Source organism: Flavihumibacter sp. UBA7668, from assembly GCF_002483205.1.
In the GTDB taxonomy this organism is placed as follows: domain Bacteria; phylum Bacteroidota; class Bacteroidia; order Chitinophagales; family Chitinophagaceae; genus Flavihumibacter.
Genome location: NZ_DLHM01000001.1, coordinates 284,578 through 304,427 on the forward strand (window position 1 = coordinate 284,578; position 19,850 = coordinate 304,427).

Annotated in this window: 20 protein-coding genes; 9 read left to right on the forward strand and 11 right to left on the reverse strand. The window is 42.0% G+C overall.

All coding sequences use genetic code 11. The annotated features are described in order from the left end of the window. Window positions 1–4 precede the first annotated feature (4 nt). Genes B2746_RS01245 through rbsK form a run of 4 tightly spaced genes read right to left on the reverse strand, consistent with a single transcriptional unit; the run spans window position 5 to window position 6,160 of the window. A complete protein-coding gene (locus B2746_RS01245; RefSeq protein ID WP_290790045.1) occupies window positions 5–2,950 on the reverse strand; it encodes a SusC/RagA family TonB-linked outer membrane protein in 2,946 nt (981 codons plus the stop codon). A 27-nt stretch (window positions 2,951–2,977) separates the two neighbouring features. After that, the gene (locus B2746_RS01250; protein ID WP_290790047.1) at window positions 2,978–4,135 is read right to left on the reverse strand and encodes an IPT/TIG domain-containing protein; all 1,158 of its coding nucleotides are present in this window, start codon (window positions 4,133–4,135) and stop codon (window positions 2,978–2,980) included. Between the two features lie 45 nt (window positions 4,136–4,180). Continuing rightward, window positions 4,181–5,182 (reverse strand): GRP family sugar transporter, encoded by a 1,002-nt coding sequence (locus B2746_RS01255; protein WP_290790049.1) that lies wholly within the window; start codon window positions 5,180–5,182, stop codon window positions 4,181–4,183. Window positions 5,183–5,227: 45 nt separating this feature from the next. Further along, complete coding sequence (gene rbsK, locus B2746_RS01260; RefSeq protein WP_290790051.1) at window positions 5,228–6,160, reverse strand: ribokinase; 933 nt, start codon at window positions 6,158–6,160, stop codon at window positions 5,228–5,230. A gap of 199 nt (window positions 6,161–6,359) precedes the next feature. Between rbsK and B2746_RS01265 the strand changes: the two genes are divergently transcribed. Next, window positions 6,360–7,841, forward strand: coding sequence for a hypothetical protein (locus B2746_RS01265; RefSeq protein WP_290790053.1), 1,482 nt, complete (start codon window positions 6,360–6,362; stop codon window positions 7,839–7,841). An 82-nt stretch (window positions 7,842–7,923) separates the two neighbouring features. Here B2746_RS01265 and B2746_RS01270 read toward each other — a convergent pair whose 3' ends face one another. The 4 genes from B2746_RS01270 to B2746_RS01285 all read right to left on the reverse strand — a co-directional run bounded on the left by B2746_RS01270 (window position 7,924) and on the right by B2746_RS01285 (window position 10,856). Further along, window positions 7,924–9,021 (reverse strand): amidohydrolase family protein, encoded by a 1,098-nt coding sequence (locus B2746_RS01270; protein ID WP_290790055.1) that lies wholly within the window; start codon window positions 9,019–9,021, stop codon window positions 7,924–7,926. A 231-nt stretch (window positions 9,022–9,252) separates the two neighbouring features. Beyond that, window positions 9,253–10,101, reverse strand: a complete 849-nt coding sequence (locus tag B2746_RS01275; protein ID WP_290790057.1) for an SRPBCC family protein — start codon at window positions 10,099–10,101, stop codon at window positions 9,253–9,255. A 265-nt stretch (window positions 10,102–10,366) separates the two neighbouring features. Next, window positions 10,367–10,579 carry a hypothetical protein gene (locus B2746_RS01280; protein ID WP_290790059.1) on the reverse strand — a complete coding sequence of 71 codons (213 nt, stop codon included), beginning with the start codon at window positions 10,577–10,579 and terminating at the stop codon, window positions 10,367–10,369. Window positions 10,580–10,733: 154 nt separating this feature from the next. Continuing rightward, complete coding sequence (locus tag B2746_RS01285) at window positions 10,734–10,856, reverse strand: hypothetical protein (RefSeq protein WP_290790061.1); 123 nt, start codon at window positions 10,854–10,856, stop codon at window positions 10,734–10,736. A gap of 601 nt (window positions 10,857–11,457) precedes the next feature. Here B2746_RS01285 and B2746_RS01290 point away from each other — a divergent pair. The 8 genes from B2746_RS01290 to B2746_RS01325 all read left to right on the forward strand — a co-directional run bounded on the left by B2746_RS01290 (window position 11,458) and on the right by B2746_RS01325 (window position 16,999). After that, the gene (locus B2746_RS01290; protein ID WP_290790064.1) at window positions 11,458–11,976 is read left to right on the forward strand and encodes a hypothetical protein; all 519 of its coding nucleotides are present in this window, start codon (window positions 11,458–11,460) and stop codon (window positions 11,974–11,976) included. A 389-nt stretch (window positions 11,977–12,365) separates the two neighbouring features. Further along, the gene (locus tag B2746_RS01295) at window positions 12,366–12,797 is read left to right on the forward strand and encodes an RrF2 family transcriptional regulator (RefSeq protein ID WP_290790067.1); all 432 of its coding nucleotides are present in this window, start codon (window positions 12,366–12,368) and stop codon (window positions 12,795–12,797) included. Window positions 12,798–12,853: 56 nt separating this feature from the next. Continuing rightward, window positions 12,854–13,180 (forward strand): hypothetical protein, encoded by a 327-nt coding sequence (locus B2746_RS01300; protein ID WP_290790069.1) that lies wholly within the window; start codon window positions 12,854–12,856, stop codon window positions 13,178–13,180. Then, window positions 13,158–14,906, forward strand: a complete 1,749-nt coding sequence (locus B2746_RS01305; RefSeq protein WP_290790072.1) for a cbb3-type cytochrome c oxidase subunit I — start codon at window positions 13,158–13,160, stop codon at window positions 14,904–14,906. Before B2746_RS01300 ends, B2746_RS01305 begins: the two co-directional genes overlap by 23 nt. 17 nt (window positions 14,907–14,923) lie before the next feature. After that, window positions 14,924–15,934, forward strand: a complete 1,011-nt coding sequence (locus B2746_RS01310; RefSeq protein WP_290790075.1) for a cytochrome c — start codon at window positions 14,924–14,926, stop codon at window positions 15,932–15,934. Continuing rightward, a complete protein-coding gene (locus B2746_RS01315; protein ID WP_290790078.1) occupies window positions 15,931–16,191 on the forward strand; it encodes a hypothetical protein in 261 nt (86 codons plus the stop codon). The genes B2746_RS01310 and B2746_RS01315 overlap by 4 nt, the downstream gene beginning before the upstream one ends. A gap of 1 nt (window position 16,192) precedes the next feature. Further along, on the forward strand, window positions 16,193–16,597 hold the full coding sequence (locus B2746_RS01320) for a cytochrome C (protein WP_290790081.1): 405 nt from the start codon (window positions 16,193–16,195) through the stop codon (window positions 16,595–16,597). Window positions 16,598–16,606: 9 nt separating this feature from the next. Further along, the gene (locus B2746_RS01325) at window positions 16,607–16,999 is read left to right on the forward strand and encodes a group III truncated hemoglobin (RefSeq protein WP_290790083.1); all 393 of its coding nucleotides are present in this window, start codon (window positions 16,607–16,609) and stop codon (window positions 16,997–16,999) included. Window positions 17,000–17,038: 39 nt separating this feature from the next. On the opposite strand, the gene B2746_RS01330 is transcribed toward B2746_RS01325, so the two are convergent. The 3 genes from B2746_RS01330 to B2746_RS01340 are packed head-to-tail and all read right to left on the reverse strand — an operon-like array spanning window position 17,039 to window position 19,846. After that, window positions 17,039–18,076 (reverse strand): lactonase family protein, encoded by a 1,038-nt coding sequence (locus tag B2746_RS01330; protein WP_290790086.1) that lies wholly within the window; start codon window positions 18,074–18,076, stop codon window positions 17,039–17,041. Window positions 18,077–18,086: 10 nt separating this feature from the next. Then, on the reverse strand, window positions 18,087–19,142 hold the full coding sequence (locus tag B2746_RS01335) for a mannonate dehydratase (protein WP_290790088.1): 1,056 nt from the start codon (window positions 19,140–19,142) through the stop codon (window positions 18,087–18,089). Window positions 19,143–19,153: 11 nt separating this feature from the next. After that, window positions 19,154–19,846: an RraA family protein gene (locus tag B2746_RS01340; protein WP_290790090.1), complete on the reverse strand. Its 693-nt coding sequence runs from the start codon at window positions 19,844–19,846 to the stop codon at window positions 19,154–19,156. Window positions 19,847–19,850: the final 4 nt, after the last annotated feature.

A 19,850-nucleotide genomic window follows, 5' to 3' on the forward strand; every position in this document is an offset into this window, starting at 1 on the left:
GCAATTAAAAGTTAATAGATAAACCGGCAATAAAACTGCGGGCATTCGGATAAGGATTGGTGTTATCACTTGATTCAACATCAAATCCTGTAAAACGGGTCCAGGTTACTGCATTCTGTACAGATGCATAAACACGCATACCAGTAGAACTTATTTTTCGAACAAAACTATTTGCCGGAAACTGATAAGCCAGTTCAATATTTCTTAAGCGCAGGTAATCACCTTTTTGCAGATTTGCATTGGTACCATCGCCATTGCTATATGGACTTCCCACACGTGGTGCAGGATATCGGTTACTTGGTCGACTCGGGGTCCAATAACCATTGAAATATTCCTGACTCATATTACCCCAGGTGTTGAAAGAATTTAAATAACGATTCAGTGAATTGTTGATCATGTGTCCACCTGCGTAGGTGAAAAAAGTAATTAACTCAATTCCTTTGTACCGGAATGTATTGGTGAAACTTCCATAATATTTAGGCACACTGATTCCGGAGAAGGCCCTGTCATCGCCATTAATAACCCCATCATTGTTCAGGTCTTTTACTTTTCTGTCGCCCGGTTGGGCATTGTAGCCGGCAGCTTTTGAAGTTTCATCTGTCTGCCAAATTCCATCTGCCTGTAAGGTATAATAGGTATTGATATGTTTACCTACGAAAAGGGACTTATTCACATCTGTTTTACCATTATACAGTTCAGCAATTTTATTATCATTAAAGGAAATATTACCGGATGTTCTCCAGGAGAAATTTTTGGTATTAATATTTATGGTAGTTAAACTGAATTCAATTCCCTTATTATTAATTTGTCCAATATTGGTAAGAGAGTTATCAAAACCAGATTCGGTTGGAAGTGGTACCAGCCAAAGCAGATCCGTTGTTTTCTTATAGTAAACATCCACCGTACCGGCTATCCTGTTTTTCAGTATTCCAAAATCAAGACCCAGATCAATCTGGTTGGCTTTCTCCCAGGTTAAATTGGGATTACTGATAGTGTTTTGTACTGAACCTGTTGCCAGATTTCCCCCAAATACATAATCAGACCATTCACCACCCTGACTAATAGTTGCAGCATAGGCATAATCTCCAATATTCTGATTCCCCAAACGACCAATACTGGCGCGTAATTTCAATTCACTGAAGATCTCCTGCTTCTCCATAAAAGCTTCGTTGGTAACTCTCCAGGCGAATGCAGCTGATGGAAAAAAGCCCCATTGTTTTCCCGGAGCAAATCGGGATGATCCATCCTGTCGCATCGTTACCGTAAACAGATACTTATCATCAAAATTATAATTCACCCGGCCATAAAAAGAAGTCAGCGTAGATGCAGAAGCATAGGAGCCATTTGGACCATGGTTCTGCGCACCACCCAGGTTATCATATCCTAAAACCGGAGATAAATTCTTGGAATCTGCGGTTGTGCTTTCATAGGTGTATTTGGATGCGGAGAAACCACCTAATACAGTAAAGCGATGACTATCATTCAGATCAAACTGATAAGTAGCCGTATTCTCCGATTGCATATACCTTTTTTTACCATTGAATTTAACAGCATGCCCGCCATCCGGATAATGTTGTCCCATACGGCCATCCTCATAGGAGTTTACATTAAAAAATTCCAGTTCACCGCCGTTATCTGATCGGATCTTCAGTCCTTTGATTGGTTCAATTTCAAAATAAACAGATCCCACTGCCCTGCTTTTTTTTGTCACTTTATCCAGCAGATCAACAATGGCTACCGGGTTTGCCTTTGTATTCAGAAATCCATCAAAATAGTCTCCATTATCCAGGTAAACAGGAGCTGTTGGTTGTGAACTGATGGCACTGAACATGGTACCATATCCCGAATCATCTTCTTCATTGATATTTTTAAGGGATGATTCAATAATATTAAAACGCAAGCCCGTTTTCAACCATTTATTCGTTTGCGCATCCATGTTGTATCGGAGAGTAACTTTGCGGAAAGAGGAGTTTTTGATGGTTCCCTGCTGGTCATAGAAATCTGCACCTAAAAAATGTTTAACCGTTTCATTTCCACCTGATATACCAAGATTGTAATTGGAATATTTTCCATCCTGCGTGATGGCATCCTGCCAGTCGGTAGATTCACCGCGACTTAAATACCTGAGCTCTTCGGTAGTCCAGCTATAATCAGGAATTGCTCTTGTTGCCAACTGATAATATTCCTGGGCATTCATGAGTTTTTGTTTGTTCATCATTTTCTGGAAACCTCCATTGAGATTGAGTGTGATGCGGGCCTGCCCTTTGGTTCCCTGCCTGGTGGTAACAAGTATCACTCCATTGGAGCCACGGGATCCATAGATGGCAGCGGAAGATGCGTCTTTCAGCACTTCAATGGATTGAATATCGCCCGGTGATAAATCCTGGAGACCTCCTTCCACAGGAATACCATCCACCACATAAAGCGGACTGTTTCCTGCACGGAGAGAACCCGATCCACGGATTACCACAGAGGCATCTCCTCCGGGTTTCACTGAACCGGTAGTTACAAAAACACCGGCAGCAAGTCCTTGCAATGCACTGGTAGCTGTGCCCACTTTTGCATTCTTTAATTCATCTGCTTTGATGGTGGCAACAGATCCGGTGAGATCAGATTTTTTGGTGGACCCATATCCAACCACTACCACATCATCCAGGTTTACGGCAGCGTTCTGAAGAGAAATATTTAGTGATGTTTCATCCGTAATAGTGATGGTGCGTGCCACCATACCCGTAAAACTGATTTGAATAAGCTGTCCACGATTCAATGTGACAGAAAATTTACCGGTTGAATCGGTGGTGGTCAGCGATGGACCATTTTTGAGTGAAATGGTTGCACCTGCCAATGGTTGCTGATTACCATCTGTAACCAGTCCGCTGATCCTGTTTTGTGCCCATGCAGTGGCAGTTAAGATCAATGCCAGCACAAGTATCGTTAGTTGTTTGTACATTTTTTGAAATTGATGGATTGAAAAATCTTAGAAATATCGAACAGGACGAATACCAATCTTCCAGCCTTCTTTATCAACAAAGCCAGACACAACATTTACCGGTTCATAAAAATTGACATAAAACGCAGCCCAGCCGGCAGCATCACCATCCGCTTCGCTGGATGACCAGTAATTATTGGCAGGCATTCCGGCACCTTTTGTCCAAAGCATATCTTTAACTTTGAACAACTCAATCAATTCTTCCTGGGAGGGAAGAAACCAGTCTGCATATACTTCATTATTACTTGTAACAGTTAGTTCATCACACAATTCAAAGGCCGCTTTTTTTGAATTCCAGCTATTATTATTCTGCCTGAATGCCGCCATCCTGGTTTGTAGTTTAGCGGTATTTGATTTGCCGGATCCAATTGCTTTACCTGTTCCTGCCGCACCTGAAAGTGCCAATCCGGGACCAAATGATTCCGTAGCGGTACCAAGATTTTCTTTATGAACAATAAAGCCATGTATCTTATTCGATTCAACGTAATAAACAATACCACCACCGATTTCATCACCAACCTGCACTTCAATTCCAATAGTACCCAGGGTGGATCTGCGTTGACCCCGAACGATTGTAACCGTATTTTGTCCATACGCTTCAGAAGGAATTTCGAATTGAATGCCTTCTCCCGAAACAGTAACAGGAATCGAAATAATTTTACCCTCCGGATAAAAAGCTGCGGTAAGCTGAATTTCGTCGCCATTCTGAAAACCTTCCCCACCAATTGAAATGACAGAACCGGAAGCCGAAGTACCGGTTGGCATGGAAAGATTGTCAATAACCACAACAAGCGGAACAATCAATTCTCCATCGAGCGTGGTTTGCAGGTTATGCCGCTCCACTGTTACGGTATAGGCGCCTCCTGCATCTTCAGGAACCAGGAATCGGATTTCCTGATTATTAACAGAAGTAACTTCTGCTTCTGTCATGGCAGTTTCATTTTCCAGGAAGATTTTATCATCCGGATCAAAGCCCTTACCTCTTATGGTGGCTTCGCGGCCCGGCATAACCTCATTAATACCAGGAAAAACTATCTCCTTAAGAATTGGAGCAATGGGAATTGGAGCGGGTGCATCGTCTTTTTGGCAACCCCAGAGAACGAACAGGCAGCAATATAGCAGCCAGCAGTAAGAAAATGTACGCATGGTCAGATCGTTTTATGTTGGAGAATTTGAAGTATCAACAGCAGTTTAGAGGCCGGCTGCAATAACAAGAGAGAGGCCGGCAATAAACAAAAGAAACATGGCTGAAATGAGTTTTTTTACAACAGGCGGACTACCGGAAAATTCCTTCCAGATATATACGCCCCAGATTGCTGCAACGAGTGTGGCACCTTGTCCAAGTCCGTAGGAGATGGCAGCGCCTGCTTTTCCTGCAGCAATCAGGTTAAAGAGGTTGCCGAGTGCCCAAATAGCGCCACCAGCCAAACCAATCAGATGTAATGAAAAACGTCCCTTGAAATAATCGCTATAAGAAAGTGAATGGCCGCTCAATGGATTTTTCATGAGGTAGGAATTGAAAAACAGATTACTTAATACTATACCGAGAGCGAAGACAACAGAGGCGGTATAAGGTGTCATTTTTTGCGCAGCAGGTTGTTGAAAATTTTCAAGATCCATACTCACTGCAATGAATTTGTAAAAGAAAGACATTAATAAACCGGCTACAACAGAAAGCAGAATACCCCTGGTAGCAGGTTTCTGAGATGTGTTGGATTTTTTTCCATAGGCAACCGCATTCAGCACAATTGCCATCGCTACCAATGCAACACCTGTGAAAAGCAAAACTGGATCTCCATTTTCAGTACCGCTATAATTTACCAGCACACCAATAATTAATGCCAGACCAATTCCAATTGGAAAGGCCACCGACATACCGGCTATGGCGATAGCTGCCGTCAGCATCATATTCGCCAGATTGAATACGGCACCCCCAATAAGCGCGCTCAGGAAATTTCCACCGGACACCTGTTGCAAATCTTCCAGAAATGGGCGACCTCCGGCACCAATGCTTCCCATTGTAAGTGCAGCCAGCAGGGAGAATGCCAGGATGCCCAGTACATAATCCCAATAGAATAATTCAAAAGGCCATTTGCCTGTTGTAAGTTTTTGCGTATTTGCCCAGGAACCCCAGCAGAGCATGGTAATAAAACAAAACAGGATCGCGAGCGGATAACTTTGAATGATAAACATAGGCAGCAATTCAATTGGTGAGCAAAGCGTACAATTCTGTTATAATTAGGCACCAGCCAGTTGCAACTGGGCGGCAATCAGTTCATTTCGATAAGGAATGGAAGATTGGGCGCCTAATCGGGTGACGGATATCGAGGCTGCATCGCATGCAAAAGCCACAGCTTCCTTCAATTCTTTGCCTTCTGCGAGTGCCACTGCCAGCGCGCCGTTAAAGACATCACCGGCGGCAGTTGAATCAATAGTTTCAACCTTTCTGGCAGACTGAACAGAGAGTTCCCCATTTTCACAAATCACAGCCCCCAAACTACCCATCGTAACCACAACGTGTTTGACGCCTTTCTCACAAATAATCCGTGCAGCATCTCCAGCCGTTTCCATACTTGTCACTTCCATTCCGGCCAACATACCGGCTTCTGTTTTGTTTGGGGTAAGAATATCAACTCCGGACAATAGTTCCGGACTAAGCACCTGCGCGGGAGCAGGGTTAAGAATTACGCGTACACCATTGGCGGATGCATAATTAACCACATAGTCAACTGTTTCGATGGGAATTTCTAATTGAAGCAACACAATGCCTGCTGTATCAATGGTGGGAAGTGCTCCTTTCAGATCAGCATTTTGGAGGTTGGCGTTTGCCCCGGAAGCCACAACAATACTATTTTCACCCGCCTGATCAACTGTAATTAATGCTACACCGGAAGGCAGGTTTTCATCAAACTGAATTAGGTGAGTATCTATGCCCTCATGATTGAAAAGTTGGGAAAACTGCTTACCAAACAGATCGTTGCCGAGTTTGGAAATAAAAACAACTTCACCGCCCAAACGGGCTACTGCTACAGCCTGGTTGGCCCCTTTGCCCCCGGCATTCATAAAAAAAGAGCCTGATAAAACGGTTTCACCTGGTACGGGGATATGGTCCGTTTTCACCACCATATCCATATTAGAGCTACCAACTACTACTATTTTTTTTGAATTCATATGTTTTTATATGGATGAGAGAACTTGCAATCGTTGAAACCAAATGTACCTATCCAATCAGGTAAAAGAGAAGCCAACAAAACGATGATTCAGGATTCATAAATTAAGTGAATGTATTATTCTATCATTTTATTTCATTGTTAATCAATATATTGCGATTTAGTAGAATTGAACATTTCGTAATTCTTTATTGCAAATCATGTCAATTAAATCGGTTCAGCAATTAATCAACTCGATGTCGGGTGCAGAGAAACGATATTTTAAACTCAACACCGGCAAGGGGGTTGGCGGAAAAGATTATCTGCGTTTGTTTGAGTTGTTGAGCGAGGAAGGCATCCCCGATGAATTACTCCGGCAAAAAGCTCAATCCGCCTTTGACCCTATAGCGCTGGATAGCTTGTCGCGTTACCTGACGGATCAGTTAACGGATTGCCTGATCCAGTTAAAAATCAATAAAGACCCTTTGTTTCAACTATACCAGGGTATTATGCGGGTGAAGGTGTTGCAGGAGCGGTCATTGCAGACGGAAAGCGATAAAAAACTATTGAAGCTTCGGCAAAAGGCAAGTGAACTGGAACAACCATCGATCCAATACATCGCTTACAGATTGGAGCTGGACAGATGGAATGCAACTGGTTTTGCAACTATTACTGACCAGGAATTGGTGGATCAACAAATGAAAGCCCGGGAATTATTAAAAGGCATGAATTATATCCAGGATCATTATTCTCTTTTTGAGATGATGAAATTCAGGTTATTGCAAGGCGGACAAATACTGGCTGATAGCGATAAAAAAAAGCTCAATGATCTGATGTTAAGTGAGCTGGTTTTGATGGCGGGCAAACACCAGAATAATTTTACCACACAGAAACTGCACCTGCTGTTTCAATCTTATTTTCTTACCACGATTGGTGATTTTGAATCAGCTGTCAAAACCTATCATTCGCTTAATAAAGTATTCGAGGATCATCTGCATTTACTGGATCATCCGCCACTGGATTATTTAGCAGCACTGGAGGGAATTCTGAATAGTTTAAGAAGAGTTGACAAGTGGGATGATACGGATTATTACCTGGGAAAACTGATGCAGCTGGATCAATCTGATTATCCGGAATATTTCAGGTATCAGGTAAAAAAGACAGTTGCCATTAATGGATTAAGCCGGCTTCTTAATAAGGGTGATCTGGCTGGTTGTTTGCAATTGATCAACCAGCTTGATAAAGATGTAGTTGAATCTTATTCACGACTCAATGAAGAGAAGCAATGGGAATTGTATTTTTTTATCAGTGTGGTTTATTATCGGAATGGTGCGCTGAAAAAAGCACACCGTTATTTATCCAAGGTGCTGCAACAGCATCAATTACAGGCGAACTGGCTGGTGTGCAAAGCTGTTCGACTGCTGGATATGATTATCTATTATGAACAGGGTGATACGGATTATCTGGCATATGAAATCCGGACCTACACGCGTTTTTTTAAAAAAGAAAACCGTAGTCTGTTGAAAGTGGAAGAACTTGTTATCCGATTGTTTCAGGCTAAGCCAGCAATTGAACGCAAAGCGATGCCGCAGGTTCAGGAAAAAAAACTCCGCCGGCTAATTGCTGAAATCCAGACCGACAAATACGAATGGCAACTGCTGGCCTATTTCGATTTCAGGAAATGGGTGGAGAACCACATTTAGGTGTCAGACAGGTGTTAGAACGCTGTTAGTGAGGCGTCAGATACATGTTAGAACACTCTCAGACATGTGTCTGACACCTGTCTCACTGGTGTCTGACGTCTTGCAGGATCTTCCGGGCATTTTCACTATAGACTTTCCGGAGGACATCGTCGCTCAGGTTCAGGCCATGCAAAGCCCAGTGGTAGCCGTACAATTCCGTGGTATAAAAATGCTCATCCGCCGTTTCGAGAATGCGGAAGGTCGTTTCGTACATGATTTTAGTGGGATGATAATCCGTGCCATATACCACCTTATGTTTGCACTTCTCCAAAAAAGCTGCTGTAGCTCGGGGAATCGGCGCAATCTCCGCCATATGCGCACCCAAATCTGCATAAAGATTATCATAGGTAAGCAACAACCTCGATAACACCGAATAATCATTTTCACTATTCGCCAGATGGCAGGCAATAAAAGTTGTTTTGGGATTCGCTTTCACCACATTTTCCAGGGTCTGAATCATGGCTTTGTGATTTCGAAAGCCTGGCAGGGTAGAATCCAATCGCCATTTGTACCCGTTCATCAAGCCATCGTTGGTGGAATCCATTGGCTGGTACATCCAGATAGGATCACCCGTATGAATACTCACCGGGATTTTCAGTTCCGCACATTTTTGAAACAGCGGCTGCATTCGTTTGTCATCCGGATGCATTCCGTAGGCAGCAACAGGATCCGAAAACAATTCACCCAGCCCCTTATCACCCAACTCACCCACACCGCGGGCACCTACTTTTACGCAACGTTCCAATTCTTTTATAGCTGATGCACCCCAACCCGGCTCCTGGTATCCGGTATAATCAAATCCACACCACAATTCAAAACGATCGAGGTAGGGCGTATACACTTTGTAAACAGAATCAAACAAAGCACCGGTTGCCTTGGTTAAGAGGATAACTTTTTCAATTCCATATTTGTCCATCAGCTTAATCCAGTCCTTGATTTCCTTCTCTGACTTTGCATATTCATAATGCGAATGCATATCAATTACCGGAAATTTCGCCTTTTCAATTTTGGTCACCGGAATATTATAAACCGATTTCGGGCGGTAGTTTTTTAGCAGCAAACTGTCGAGCCGCTGAGCGAAAAGAATAGAAGGAAGTAACAAAAACGTTCCGGCTAGAAAAACTAATGACAAAGCCCTCATCGATCTGTTTTTTAGTTTTGAAAGATCATTTATTTTCGTTTCATTTCAATATGAAACTAAATATAAATTTTTCGAAACTAAATATACTAAAATTGAAGATTCAAACTATTTTTTCCTTTCGTATTTATAAATGTAGGGGTTCTGCCAGTTTGCGGTAAGCCGCGCTCTGTAGCAGACTGTATCGCCCCGCCTGATTGGCTTCCCTTTTTTTTATACTGTTTACGAAGAACGCTAACGCGATTTCTCTGCCAATTCCACAATCAGTTTCATAGCTTTATCCCACATGGCCTCATGTTGTGTTAAATATTTCTTTGCAAGCGGACCGCATTCAATTTCCAACTCAAATTTTCGATCTGCAATTTTGATGAGCCGGTATTTTTCTGAATATTCCCCGGGTTTTGCATTCGGTACCGCATTGATATCATCATACATATCAACCTGCAAATATTCCATCGGACGATGCGCTGCAACAATTCCTTTGGATCCAATATCTCCACCCGGATCTGTCCAGATTACAGTGGAGCCAATAGTCCAGTCCGTTTCAACAAATGCACCATCACCAAATGCCTTGCCCCATTGATTGCCCGGATGAAGTACTATATCCCATATTTTCTCGGCAGCCGCTTCAATTGAACTGCTTTTCCTGATCGTATCCGTTTCCACAAAAGAAGGGAGTGCTTCATTTACGAAATAGTTCCAGCCACCCATAAAACTTTCTCTTCTGAAATTTGGATCTTCCTGCGGAAAGCTTTCCAACCCAGTATGATGCAGTTTCAATCTGGTTGAATGTCCTCCTTCTGCAAATAATTCCCAGGTAAGAACGGAATATCCCTGATAATCGGGATAAGTCCAGGAATAACTGAGTTTATTGGGCGGATCACATTCCAGAATTTCACAGGCATGCAGGTATTGAATTTTTTCATCGCCGCCCGTGAATTGAAATTTAAAACCCTTTTCTGCTTTGAAATCGCCCAAATCAAAATACCATTCCTTCATCTGGCCGGCATCTGTAATTGCTTTCCATAATTTTTCAATTGGTGCAGCATACCTGCGTTCAAGGAGGAGTGGTGTTGATTCCATTTTAAATAGTTTAGTCTAGTAGAAATCTACATTAGTATAGGAATAATATATTTCAGCAAAATTTCAAAGGGAAGTTTACCTCGCCAATTGCCAAAATTACTGCCTGTAAATACAACAGAAGTTTTATAATCCGGAAGATACATCATGTATTGACCACCATTGCCGGAGGAAAAAAGACTTCTGTTTTAATGTTGCCATACTGCAAATCCTCCCGATACCAAAAGAAACCATAACGTGCCGATTCATATCGCGCATTTAGAATTTTTCAATAGCGCGTAAACGAGAAATCAATGTTAATGGTGCAATTGGTGGATTTTTCGATCCATGCTTCACTTACCAGCTGTTTGCCATTCCAGTTTCCTTTCTGTTTCACCAGGCTGATGACCTTGAAAAAATCAATCGGTTTCATAAAAAAGGAACCCGCCGTCATTCCGGAACCGGTAGGTGAAACAGTCCATTTATACTCCTCTATTCTCATGGGTTGGAAAAGGTATTTTTAAGCAAAGTCCATCACCGACATGCCGCTGGCACCTGCAATAATTTCACCCACCAGCAAGGGTTCATTGGAATTATACGACCAGTTCAAAACGGGTTCCCGGATCTTTCAACACCCAGACAAAAAGCACCCAGTCTTAGCTGTTCATCATCTCCGTTTCGCATTCCGGACCAATATCATAGAATTCTTCACAGTTGAGTCCGGATCGCATTTCGAGTAAATCCTGCACCCGGATTCTTTTTTTTCGTTCGTCCTTCAATTCGGGAAAAAATTATCAGATGGAATCGGTTATCTTAAACAGCTGCTGATCGATAGCAATTCCTGCCAGGATACTGGTAATTGATTTGAAAGAAGATCGCAGGTCATGGGGACTATCTTTTGTGAACCCATTGGATAGGTTTTATCGACGATTTTTATTCTACGTTCTTCAGGAATGGAACGGCTTGCTGGTTGTCTGGTTTACTAAGTTATTCAATAGATGGCCTGCTTCCAGCGTTGAGCCCATTTTATGCGTTTGAGCCCATTATTGGCCAATTTGAGCCAATTATTACGCGAAAATGAGCCAATTTTTAAGGGGACTGAGTTTGTATTGAATTACATAAAATCATTTTAACAAACTGATAATCTGTTCATTATGCCAGAATGAAGTGCTTTAACAAATTACCAGTTACCGTATATCTTCCGTTGTTCCTTCGTAGATCCTTCGCATTTGACAGCATAACAGAAGCAATATCAGCTAGTTATCATGGCTAATAAGTTCAGCAGTTGCATGCTGTCTGTATACAAAACATGGCTGTATATAGACTGGTGGCACGTACCATTACAAAAATTGAGTAGCCTTGTTACTAATAATTTCTGAAATGATACAAACCAGGATCAACCGAATTAGTAGTGTAGTGATTGCCCTACTTTCCTTTTCCTATTCAACCATACAGGCGCAGGCCTTACCCGAATTTAATGAGAAACCAGCCTATGTTGATGGCAAATTAAATGAACTGAAAGAATTGGAAAAATCGAGCTACAATAAAATGGCGAAGGCCAAAGGCCTGACAAAAGCAGAGGCCGGCTTTTTCTTAAAAGGACCTGCCTCTTCGGTTAGAATTGCACAGCAACCAGTATTAAAATTTGTGGTTAAGGTAAATCCCGGTACCGACCCAAGCGCTGTTTTTGATTTGGTTCGATTTGAAATCCGAAAAGATCAACGAGTTTTTATAGTGGCAACTGCCAATGCAACAAGCTCAACAACTTCATTCGAAAAAATAAGTTATGAATTAAAGAAAATAAAGGAAGGCTATTATTATTTATTGGTAAAAAATATGGGTGTTGGCGAATACTTTTTTGGTTCTGCTGATTTTATGTTTGCGTTTGGAATTGAGTAATACGGGTCCATCACAGTTTTTCGGTAAAGCGAAACTTCATATCGCAAAATAACCGGCCGATTACTCAGCCGTTTATTACAAATCAAAAAACAACTGCCTTATTTATAATAACTGCCAGCACGTCGAAGGGTTTCAAAATAACAGTTTAATCAGTTCCGGTTTAGCCTGGTAGCCATCTCCTAATGATGTCAGGATACCCGGAGCAATGCGTCAAAGCAAATGCGCCGGCACCTGTTCTTTCAATTCAATCAGGATTATTTCATAGGCTTTTCTTTACGCCAGGGAAATGTGATTCTAAACATTCTACCTTTCTGTTCATACAATAAATTAAAAGACTTTTTTGTCTTTTATTAAAATTCAATTCTTATATTTGCTCCTAATTATCTCAAATGTTTTCGAAAACTTGTGAATATGCCATTCGGGCTATGATTTTTATTGCACAAAAATCCAGAGATGGACGGAAAGTGGGTATAAAAGAAATAGCGGAAGGGATTGATTCACCAGAGCATTTTATCGCCAAGATTTTGCAGGACCTAAGCAGGAAACAATTGTTGCAATCCATGAAAGGGCCGCATGGAGGATTTTACCTGGACCAGCAGGGACTGAAACGTTCACTGGCAGACATTGTGAAAGAAGTAGATGGTGATAAATTATTTACTGCCTGCGGCCTTGGTTTAAAACATTGCTCTGAAAAATACCCATGTCCTATACATCATGAATTTAAAGAGGTAAGAAAACGCATGCTAACCATACTTCAAAACGCTAAACTCAATGAGTTCAATTTGGAACAAAACAAATTGCTCACATTCTTAAAACGCTGATTTTTTTTGCTTTATTAAAAGATATAAAGGTATTTTTCTCTGTTTAATAAGAAACAATGATTACCAAACGAATAATAGTTATTACTGCTCTGTTAGCGTGTTTTACCACCGGCTATTCTCAAAGCAGCATTCCTTCCAGCCTTTCTCTGGAATCACCTGAAGCCTTAACTGTCATCCTGTACCTGTTCCTGTTACTAATCGTACTAGGAGTACTGGCATTAAAAAATAAGGTGATCGGATTACGCCATCATTTTAATTCCAGATCAGAGGGAGACCAACTAAACAGACTCAAAAAGCTGGCAGATAATCTAAGCAGCGGGCAAATAAGCAGGTTGCAGGAGTATAAAAAAAGAAATAGCAATGAACGAATCAACAATGAGTAATCCAGGGATAATTATCACTATTATTCTGTTACTGCTTCCTATATTATTGGGAATAGTCATAGTGATCCTGAAAGTGATGGGCACCATCCGCCAGGCAAAAGACCAGCAACAACTTGAAGACGCAGATAAACTGGCTGAGTATCTGGGAAATTTGTCCAAAGAAGAATTCGATAAGCAAATCGTAAAAAGAAAAGCAGCATTGGATTTCCAACTATCGCATCAGGAATTATCCGGAAAAATGCCACCTGAAGATGAGAAGGGACTCCTTCATATCAATCAACCTCCGGGATTACCGATTGTTGCGGCCAAGAAAAAAGCATTAGCACGACCCCATATTGATCCTAAACTTTCCAAACTTATTATCTGGTATTTTTTGTCCGCAACAGCCTGGTTGCTCTTTGGAACAACTATAGGAGAATACCTCGGTATTAAGTTTGTGGCCCCAGACGCTGATCATATAAGCTGGTTAAGTTTTGGTCGTTTACGTCCCGTACATACCAATTCAGTTTTTTGGGGATGGGCCTCGCTTGGAATGCTGGGCTTAGGGTATTATATCATTCCCCGGGTCAGTAATACAAAACTGGCTAACCTGAACTACGGTTGGTACACCTTAGGACTGATAAATTTTGCTGTACTTATAGGCTCCATTTGTCTGATGGCTGGCATCAATAACGGTGGCGGCGAATATCGTGAGTACATATGGCCGGTTATGCTCATGTTTGCAATTGGTATTGTGCTCACACTGATCAATTTTATACAAACAATTGCCAGACGCACTACCAAAGAAATCTATATCTCAAACTGGTATATAGTTGCTTCCATAATTTTTGCCATAGTCATTACTATCGTAGCATATGTACCGAACTGGCAGAACGGACTGGGTGAAACAATTATACAAGGATATTATATGCACCAGGGGGTAGGTATGTGGTTCATGCTCTTTACACTTGGAATTGTTTATTACATCCTGCCCCAGCAGTTGAATAAGCCCATTTATTCTTATAGTCTGGGTATTCTGGCTTTCTGGACACAGATCCTTTTTTACACCCTTATAGGTACGCACCATTTTGTCTTCAGTTCAATACCCTGGTGGCTTCAGACTGTAGCCATTGTAGGCAGCGCCGGTATGGTGATACCGGTAATAGCAGGAACCACCAATTTCATATTAACATTTAAAGGAGCCTGGTATAAAATCAGCGATAGTTATACACTCCCCTTCTTTCTTGTTGGAATCCTTTTTTATTTTACCGGTTCCCTGCAGGGAACTGCTGAAGCATTCCGAAGCGCGAACCTTATCTGGCATTTCACTGATTTTACGGTTGCCCATTCCCACCTAACCATGTATGGCATTATCTGCTTTTTCCTATGGGCGGGAATTTATGCAATTCTTCCCAGGCTGACAGGTAAAGAAGCCCCACAAATAACGGTGGGTGCTCATTTCTGGTTAGCATTAATCGGACTTCTGTTCTATACCATACCACTAATGTATGGCAGCACACTGAAAGGACTATTATGGATGGATAACAAACCTTTTATTGAAGGAGTAGTGCTGATGGCTCCCTATTGGTTATGGCGCGCCATTGGAGGAAGCCTAATGTGGCTTTCTCATTTATTCTTTGCCTACAATATTTATCAGATGGTCGCCACCAGAAAAGAGGTTGATATTCAGGAAACAGCTATCCGGAAACTCACAGACCCGGTCACCCCTATTCAACCCATCACCTAATTCATATTAGCACAACCATGGAACTTTTTGACAATCATAAAAAGCTTTTTACTACAGCCACATTATTATTCCTGCTATTAACACTATTTGTTGCGATCCTGCCCGCGATTAATAACCAGCAGCGAAACCGCCCGCTTCCAAATGCTAAAATGCTTACAGAAGCTGAAATGAAAGGAAAAGCAATTTATATTTCAAATGGGTGCGTCGCCTGTCATACCCAACAAGTGCGAAATGTAGATATGGATAAAATCTGGGGAAGCAGGCCGAGCATCGCAGCAGATTATGCCGCCATCCATCGAACAGACCTATGGCGCAATACAGCAACTCTAATGGGAACGGAACGAACTGGTCCGGACCTTACAGATATCGGAACAAGGCAACCGGGAAAAGAGTGGAATCTCGTTCATCTCTATAATCCGCGTATTGTAGTCAAAGAATCAATAATGCCTGCCTATCCCTGGTTATTTACAATAAAATCAGCCCCATCCGATTCAGATGTTGTAGTAAATGTACCGGCAGCTTATCTTAAAAGTAAGGAAGGTAAACTGGTTGCAACCAAAGAGGCGCTTTATCTGCTGGCATACCTGCAATCCTTAAAGCAGACCAAACTACCGGAAGGCAACCCGATCCCGGAATTTCTTTATAAGAAAGCAATAAAACAAGCCGATAATAATCAGGGTCAGCAACCTGAACTGGATGGAAAAGCACTCTATACGGCGAGCTGTCAAAGCTGTCACCAGGAGAATGGTGAAGGATTACCCGGTGCATTTCCAGCTTTAAAAGGAAGTCCCGTTGTAATGAGTAATAACCTAGAATTATATGTAGACATCATAATGAATGGTTATGATGCGAGGCCGGAATTTGGTATCATGTCACCCATCGGGACAAACCTGGAATGGACTGAAAAAGAAGTAGCTGCAATAATAAATTATGAGCGTACGAGTTGGGGAAATGATGGGAAAAAAGTAACTCCGGATGAAATAAAAAAAATCATGGACTTGCTGAAATTAAAAACAACAGCACAATGAAAAAGATCCTACTATTCATGGCAATGCTTGTTCAATGCAGTTACTCCTTCTCCTGTCCGGTTTGTGAGCGAAATAAACCCGAAATACTAAAAGGAATTACCCATGGCCAGGGGCCTTCTTCCAACTGGGACTATGTCATTATTATAAGCATGATTGCAATAGCCCTGATCTCCTTTTACTTATCCTTAAAATGGATGGTACGCCCTGGAGAAAAATCAGCACATCATATCAAAAGAACCATTTTAAATATTGAATAAAATGAGTGACAAAAGCACCATTTTCATTTTTATTGACAACGATTCAAAGCCCATTGCGAAGGTATTGTCTCCCGTAAGTTTTGAACTGGATACGCGTAAGCTAACCGATGGCGAACATATTCTGCGGATTATTAGCAAAGACCCTACAGGAAAAGAGGGTATTCGAAAGATCCCATTTGTTGTACGGAATGGTCCGGCAATTGACATAGAAGGTATCCGGGAAAATGCGATTGTAGATGGTGTTATCCCCATTATGATTAACGCTTACGGGAAGGGAGATCAAAAAGGATTCCTGATATCTGGCAGTGAAACTCCGCAAAGCATACCCTGGTGGGTATGGATCATTATTATCGGATTTTCGGGTTGGGCTATGTATTATATGTTCATGTATTATTCAATTGTTTAATTATCATCAATGAGCTTGAAAGGAGATATTACATCGATAGAAGATATAAAACTACTGGTTAATTCATTTTATGGAAAAATCAGGGAAGATCAATTGCTGGGTACCATATTTAATACTGTCATACAGAACAGATGGCCGCAACATCTGAACAAAATGTATACCTTCTGGCAGACGGTACTTTTAGACGAACACACTTATTATGGAAGTCCTTTTCCTCCGCATGCCAAATTACCCATTCAACAGGAACACTTTGACAGATGGCTTTACATCTGGCATAACACCATTGATGAACATTTTTACGGCCAGGTTGCTGATGAAGCAAAATGGCGGGGTGGTAAAATGGCTTCTATGTTTTTAATGAAGCTTGATTATTTAAGGAACAGTGAAAGTCTGAATTCCTAATCAGCTTATTTTGATAATGGCAATGTTTTGCCTGGAATATTATGAATACAGCCAGGTAATGCATACCGGGCTCCCAACAGCAATTGTATGTTCAAAAAACAAATGGCCATCAGATTGTCTGATTGAGAACACAGTTATTGTATTACTGTCCTGATTGGCAGCCAATAACCAGTTTTCCGATGGGTCAATCGAAATATCTCTGGGCGTTTCACCTTTACAATGAATAGTATTAACAGGCCTAAGCTGGTCGTCTTTTATTTCAATCTGATAAATACTGTTACTGTCTCGCTCACTCACGTAAATGAACGTTTCAGAAGGGTTGGTTATGATAGCAGCGGCACTTGCAGAATCCTCCTTAAGCAGTAAAAGACTATGCATACGCTTGTATGAATACCCTTGCTTTTTGTAAAGGAATAGTTCGCCTCTCAATTCTCCAAGCACAACCAGGTAAGTATGTTGCTGCAGACTCAGCAGATGACGGGGTCCGGTTCCGGGAGGCAACTGAATTGTTTTAGTAACCTTCCTCTCAAAGCGTTGCAATTGTTCATCACGCTCATAGGTAAAAATGCAATCCATGCCCAAATCGGGTACCCAAAACGAATTTTCGTCAATTGTATAAATCATGTGCGGGTGTGCCGCCTCCTGGCGATCCGGATTAAAGCCCTTTCCGTCATGGGTATACGTGATAACATCCTTACCCGAAAATGTTCCATCATTAAAATCAACTATGCTTACATCACTGCTACTATAATTGGCCACTACCAAATCATCTCCCACCAGCGCTGTATGGCAGGGTGATGAACCGGGCAGAACCAATTGCTCGCGAAACACCAACTCCTCCTGGTTTAGCAGGTAAGATGCCAGGATTGGCTTCTCTCCGCTCATCACTTCTTCGGCAACAATCAACTGTTTGTGCTCCTTTATCCATACCGGATAGCTGGGATTACGTAAATAAACCTGTTGTACCAACCTTAAAAATGGCGGTTCAGGAAAAAAAATATACAAGTTAAGCCCTTCGCCTATTGCTTTTTTCGCAGGTGAGTTTTCCTCTGTGTATGACCCCGTAACGAACAACATATGGAATAATTTATGTGCAGAGTAAAGCTGCCTTCATGTAGCCAAGTGCATATGCCATTCCTGCATACCAGCCGCCTTCTCCAGCCATTTGTGGTGTATGATCGGGAATAAGCACTCCCTGAAAATTTTTCTCCCGTAAGATCCGGATAATTTTGATCATATCGATATCTCCCTCGTCTACAAACACTTCTTTATAATTCGGCGCTTTCCCTTTTACATTTCTGAAATGGATATAACTGATACGCTCTGCGTACTGCCTGGTTGCTTCATACACATCACCCTCTGTCATTTCTGCAATTGACCCCAGGCAAAATTCCAGTTTATTGGACGGACTGGAACTTATATCAAGCAACCGCTGGTACATGGCTGGCTGGTAAACCAACCGGGGCGTATTTCTTACATACGGCACCGGAGGATCATCTGGATGAGCCGCCAACTGCACACCCGCCTCCTCTGCAACCGGCAACAATTCTTCTAAAAAAAAGGCAACCCTATCCCATAAAAGGTCATGCGTTATGGCAGGTAAAGTACCAGGCTCTGCATCCTGATCATACACCATGTTCCAAACCATACCGTTAGGAATTGATCGTTCGTCAACGGCATCCATCCCTACAGAAATGGCACCTCCACGCGCAAATGGTCCGGTTATTCTGCTCGATACACCCGCCAAACTAAAATTGTATCCAATGATCGGAATGCCCGCTTTGCCTACATTTCGGATGTGCTTCTTTAACAATTCTATCTGTTGCTTTTTCTTTGGTCCGTCCAGAAGGATATCATGCCAATGGGCGGGATCAAAATTTTCTATCGCCTCCCAAACCAAACCGGCGTCTTCAATTTGTTTTTTTCGTTCGATGAGTGCTTCATATTCCCAGGAAGCAGCGGTGTTGCCGGCAATTCCCCAACCACTGTTATCGCCAATAGGCTGGTTGTTTTTGCTTTCCTGATTACCTCTATAAAAATAGTCTACAAGATGAACCACAATATGCGTGCAACCACATTGTTTGGCAAAATCAAAATGCGTTTTATTCAACATGTGACTGTATAAGCCAAGGCCAAGTTTCATTCTTATAATATTTAAAGTATACCATATTTAGCAAATGCGTCTGTACTTGACATACCATTCTCAATCTCTTTTCTTACCAGTTTTTCGCCGCGGGCTTTCAAAAGCGCACGTTCAATTACTTCCCGTTCATGTTTGCTTGGAATAATCAACACGCCGTCCATATCTCCAAAAATCAAATCACCGGGGTTTATCCAAACGCCGCCAATTTCAATCGTACATCTGTAATCTGCCACCTGTGTGCGAACAGAGGAATCCTGCGCGTACCGCCCCCTGCTGAATACCGGCCAGTTTTGTTCAAGTACTTTAGGAGTGTCGCGAAAATAACCATCCACCACAGCACCTCTTGCGCCGCGAACTCTTGCTGTAGCCGTCAAAATTTCTCCCCAATAGGCACAACGCATGGTGCCACCTGTGGTTATATAAATTTCTCCTTTTTCCAGCTGATCCAAAGCTTCTGTGAGTTTACCAAAAGGCTTTTTCTGCGGACCAAAAACATCAATCATCAGCACGGGCATAGCCCTGCCTATCACTTTATCCTGCAGAGAAGCGGGTTGAATCGGCTGTGGCAAAAACTGGTGGTAGCATCCCAGTTCATCCAGGATATCGCCAAGGACCGGCGTATACAATTCAGTTTCCATCAGGCTGTATAACTCCTCATCGGTTGACCAACTTACGCCCCCCATGGATTGGCTTTTATTTGTCATATTA

What these genes read in the sequence shown, in the direction of transcription:
- B2746_RS01265 (WP_290790053.1), top strand. Translation starts at nt 6,360, where the DNA reads ATGTCAATTAAATCGGTTCAGCAATTAATCAACTCGATGTCGGGTGCA.
- B2746_RS01335 (WP_290790088.1), bottom strand. Translation starts at nt 19,142, where the DNA reads ATGAAACTTGGCCTTGGCTTATACAGTCACATGTTGAATAAAACGCAT.
- B2746_RS01290 (WP_290790064.1), top strand. Translation starts at nt 11,458, where the DNA reads ATGATACAAACCAGGATCAACCGAATTAGTAGTGTAGTGATTGCCCTA.
- B2746_RS01255 (WP_290790049.1), bottom strand. Translation starts at nt 5,182, where the DNA reads ATGTTTATCATTCAAAGTTATCCGCTCGCGATCCTGTTTTGTTTTATT.
- rbsK (WP_290790051.1), bottom strand. Translation starts at nt 6,160, where the DNA reads ATGAATTCAAAAAAAATAGTAGTAGTTGGTAGCTCTAATATGGATATG.
- B2746_RS01300 (WP_290790069.1), top strand. Translation starts at nt 12,854, where the DNA reads ATGATTACCAAACGAATAATAGTTATTACTGCTCTGTTAGCGTGTTTT.
- B2746_RS01330 (WP_290790086.1), bottom strand. Translation starts at nt 18,076, where the DNA reads ATGTTGTTCGTTACGGGGTCATACACAGAGGAAAACTCACCTGCGAAA.
- B2746_RS01280 (WP_290790059.1), bottom strand. Translation starts at nt 10,579, where the DNA reads ATGAGAATAGAGGAGTATAAATGGACTGTTTCACCTACCGGTTCCGGA.
- B2746_RS01325 (WP_290790083.1), top strand. Translation starts at nt 16,607, where the DNA reads ATGAGCTTGAAAGGAGATATTACATCGATAGAAGATATAAAACTACTG.
- B2746_RS01275 (WP_290790057.1), bottom strand. Translation starts at nt 10,101, where the DNA reads ATGGAATCAACACCACTCCTCCTTGAACGCAGGTATGCTGCACCAATT.
- B2746_RS01320 (WP_290790081.1), top strand. Translation starts at nt 16,193, where the DNA reads ATGAGTGACAAAAGCACCATTTTCATTTTTATTGACAACGATTCAAAG.
- B2746_RS01340 (WP_290790090.1), bottom strand. Translation starts at nt 19,846, where the DNA reads ATGACAAATAAAAGCCAATCCATGGGGGGCGTAAGTTGGTCAACCGAT.
- B2746_RS01315 (WP_290790078.1), top strand. Translation starts at nt 15,931, where the DNA reads ATGAAAAAGATCCTACTATTCATGGCAATGCTTGTTCAATGCAGTTAC.
- B2746_RS01305 (WP_290790072.1), top strand. Translation starts at nt 13,158, where the DNA reads ATGAACGAATCAACAATGAGTAATCCAGGGATAATTATCACTATTATT.
- B2746_RS01250 (WP_290790047.1), bottom strand. Translation starts at nt 4,135, where the DNA reads ATGCGTACATTTTCTTACTGCTGGCTGCTATATTGCTGCCTGTTCGTT.
- B2746_RS01295 (WP_290790067.1), top strand. Translation starts at nt 12,366, where the DNA reads ATGTTTTCGAAAACTTGTGAATATGCCATTCGGGCTATGATTTTTATT.
- B2746_RS01310 (WP_290790075.1), top strand. Translation starts at nt 14,924, where the DNA reads ATGGAACTTTTTGACAATCATAAAAAGCTTTTTACTACAGCCACATTA.
- B2746_RS01270 (WP_290790055.1), bottom strand. Translation starts at nt 9,021, where the DNA reads ATGAGGGCTTTGTCATTAGTTTTTCTAGCCGGAACGTTTTTGTTACTT.
- B2746_RS01245 (WP_290790045.1), bottom strand. Translation starts at nt 2,950, where the DNA reads ATGTACAAACAACTAACGATACTTGTGCTGGCATTGATCTTAACTGCC.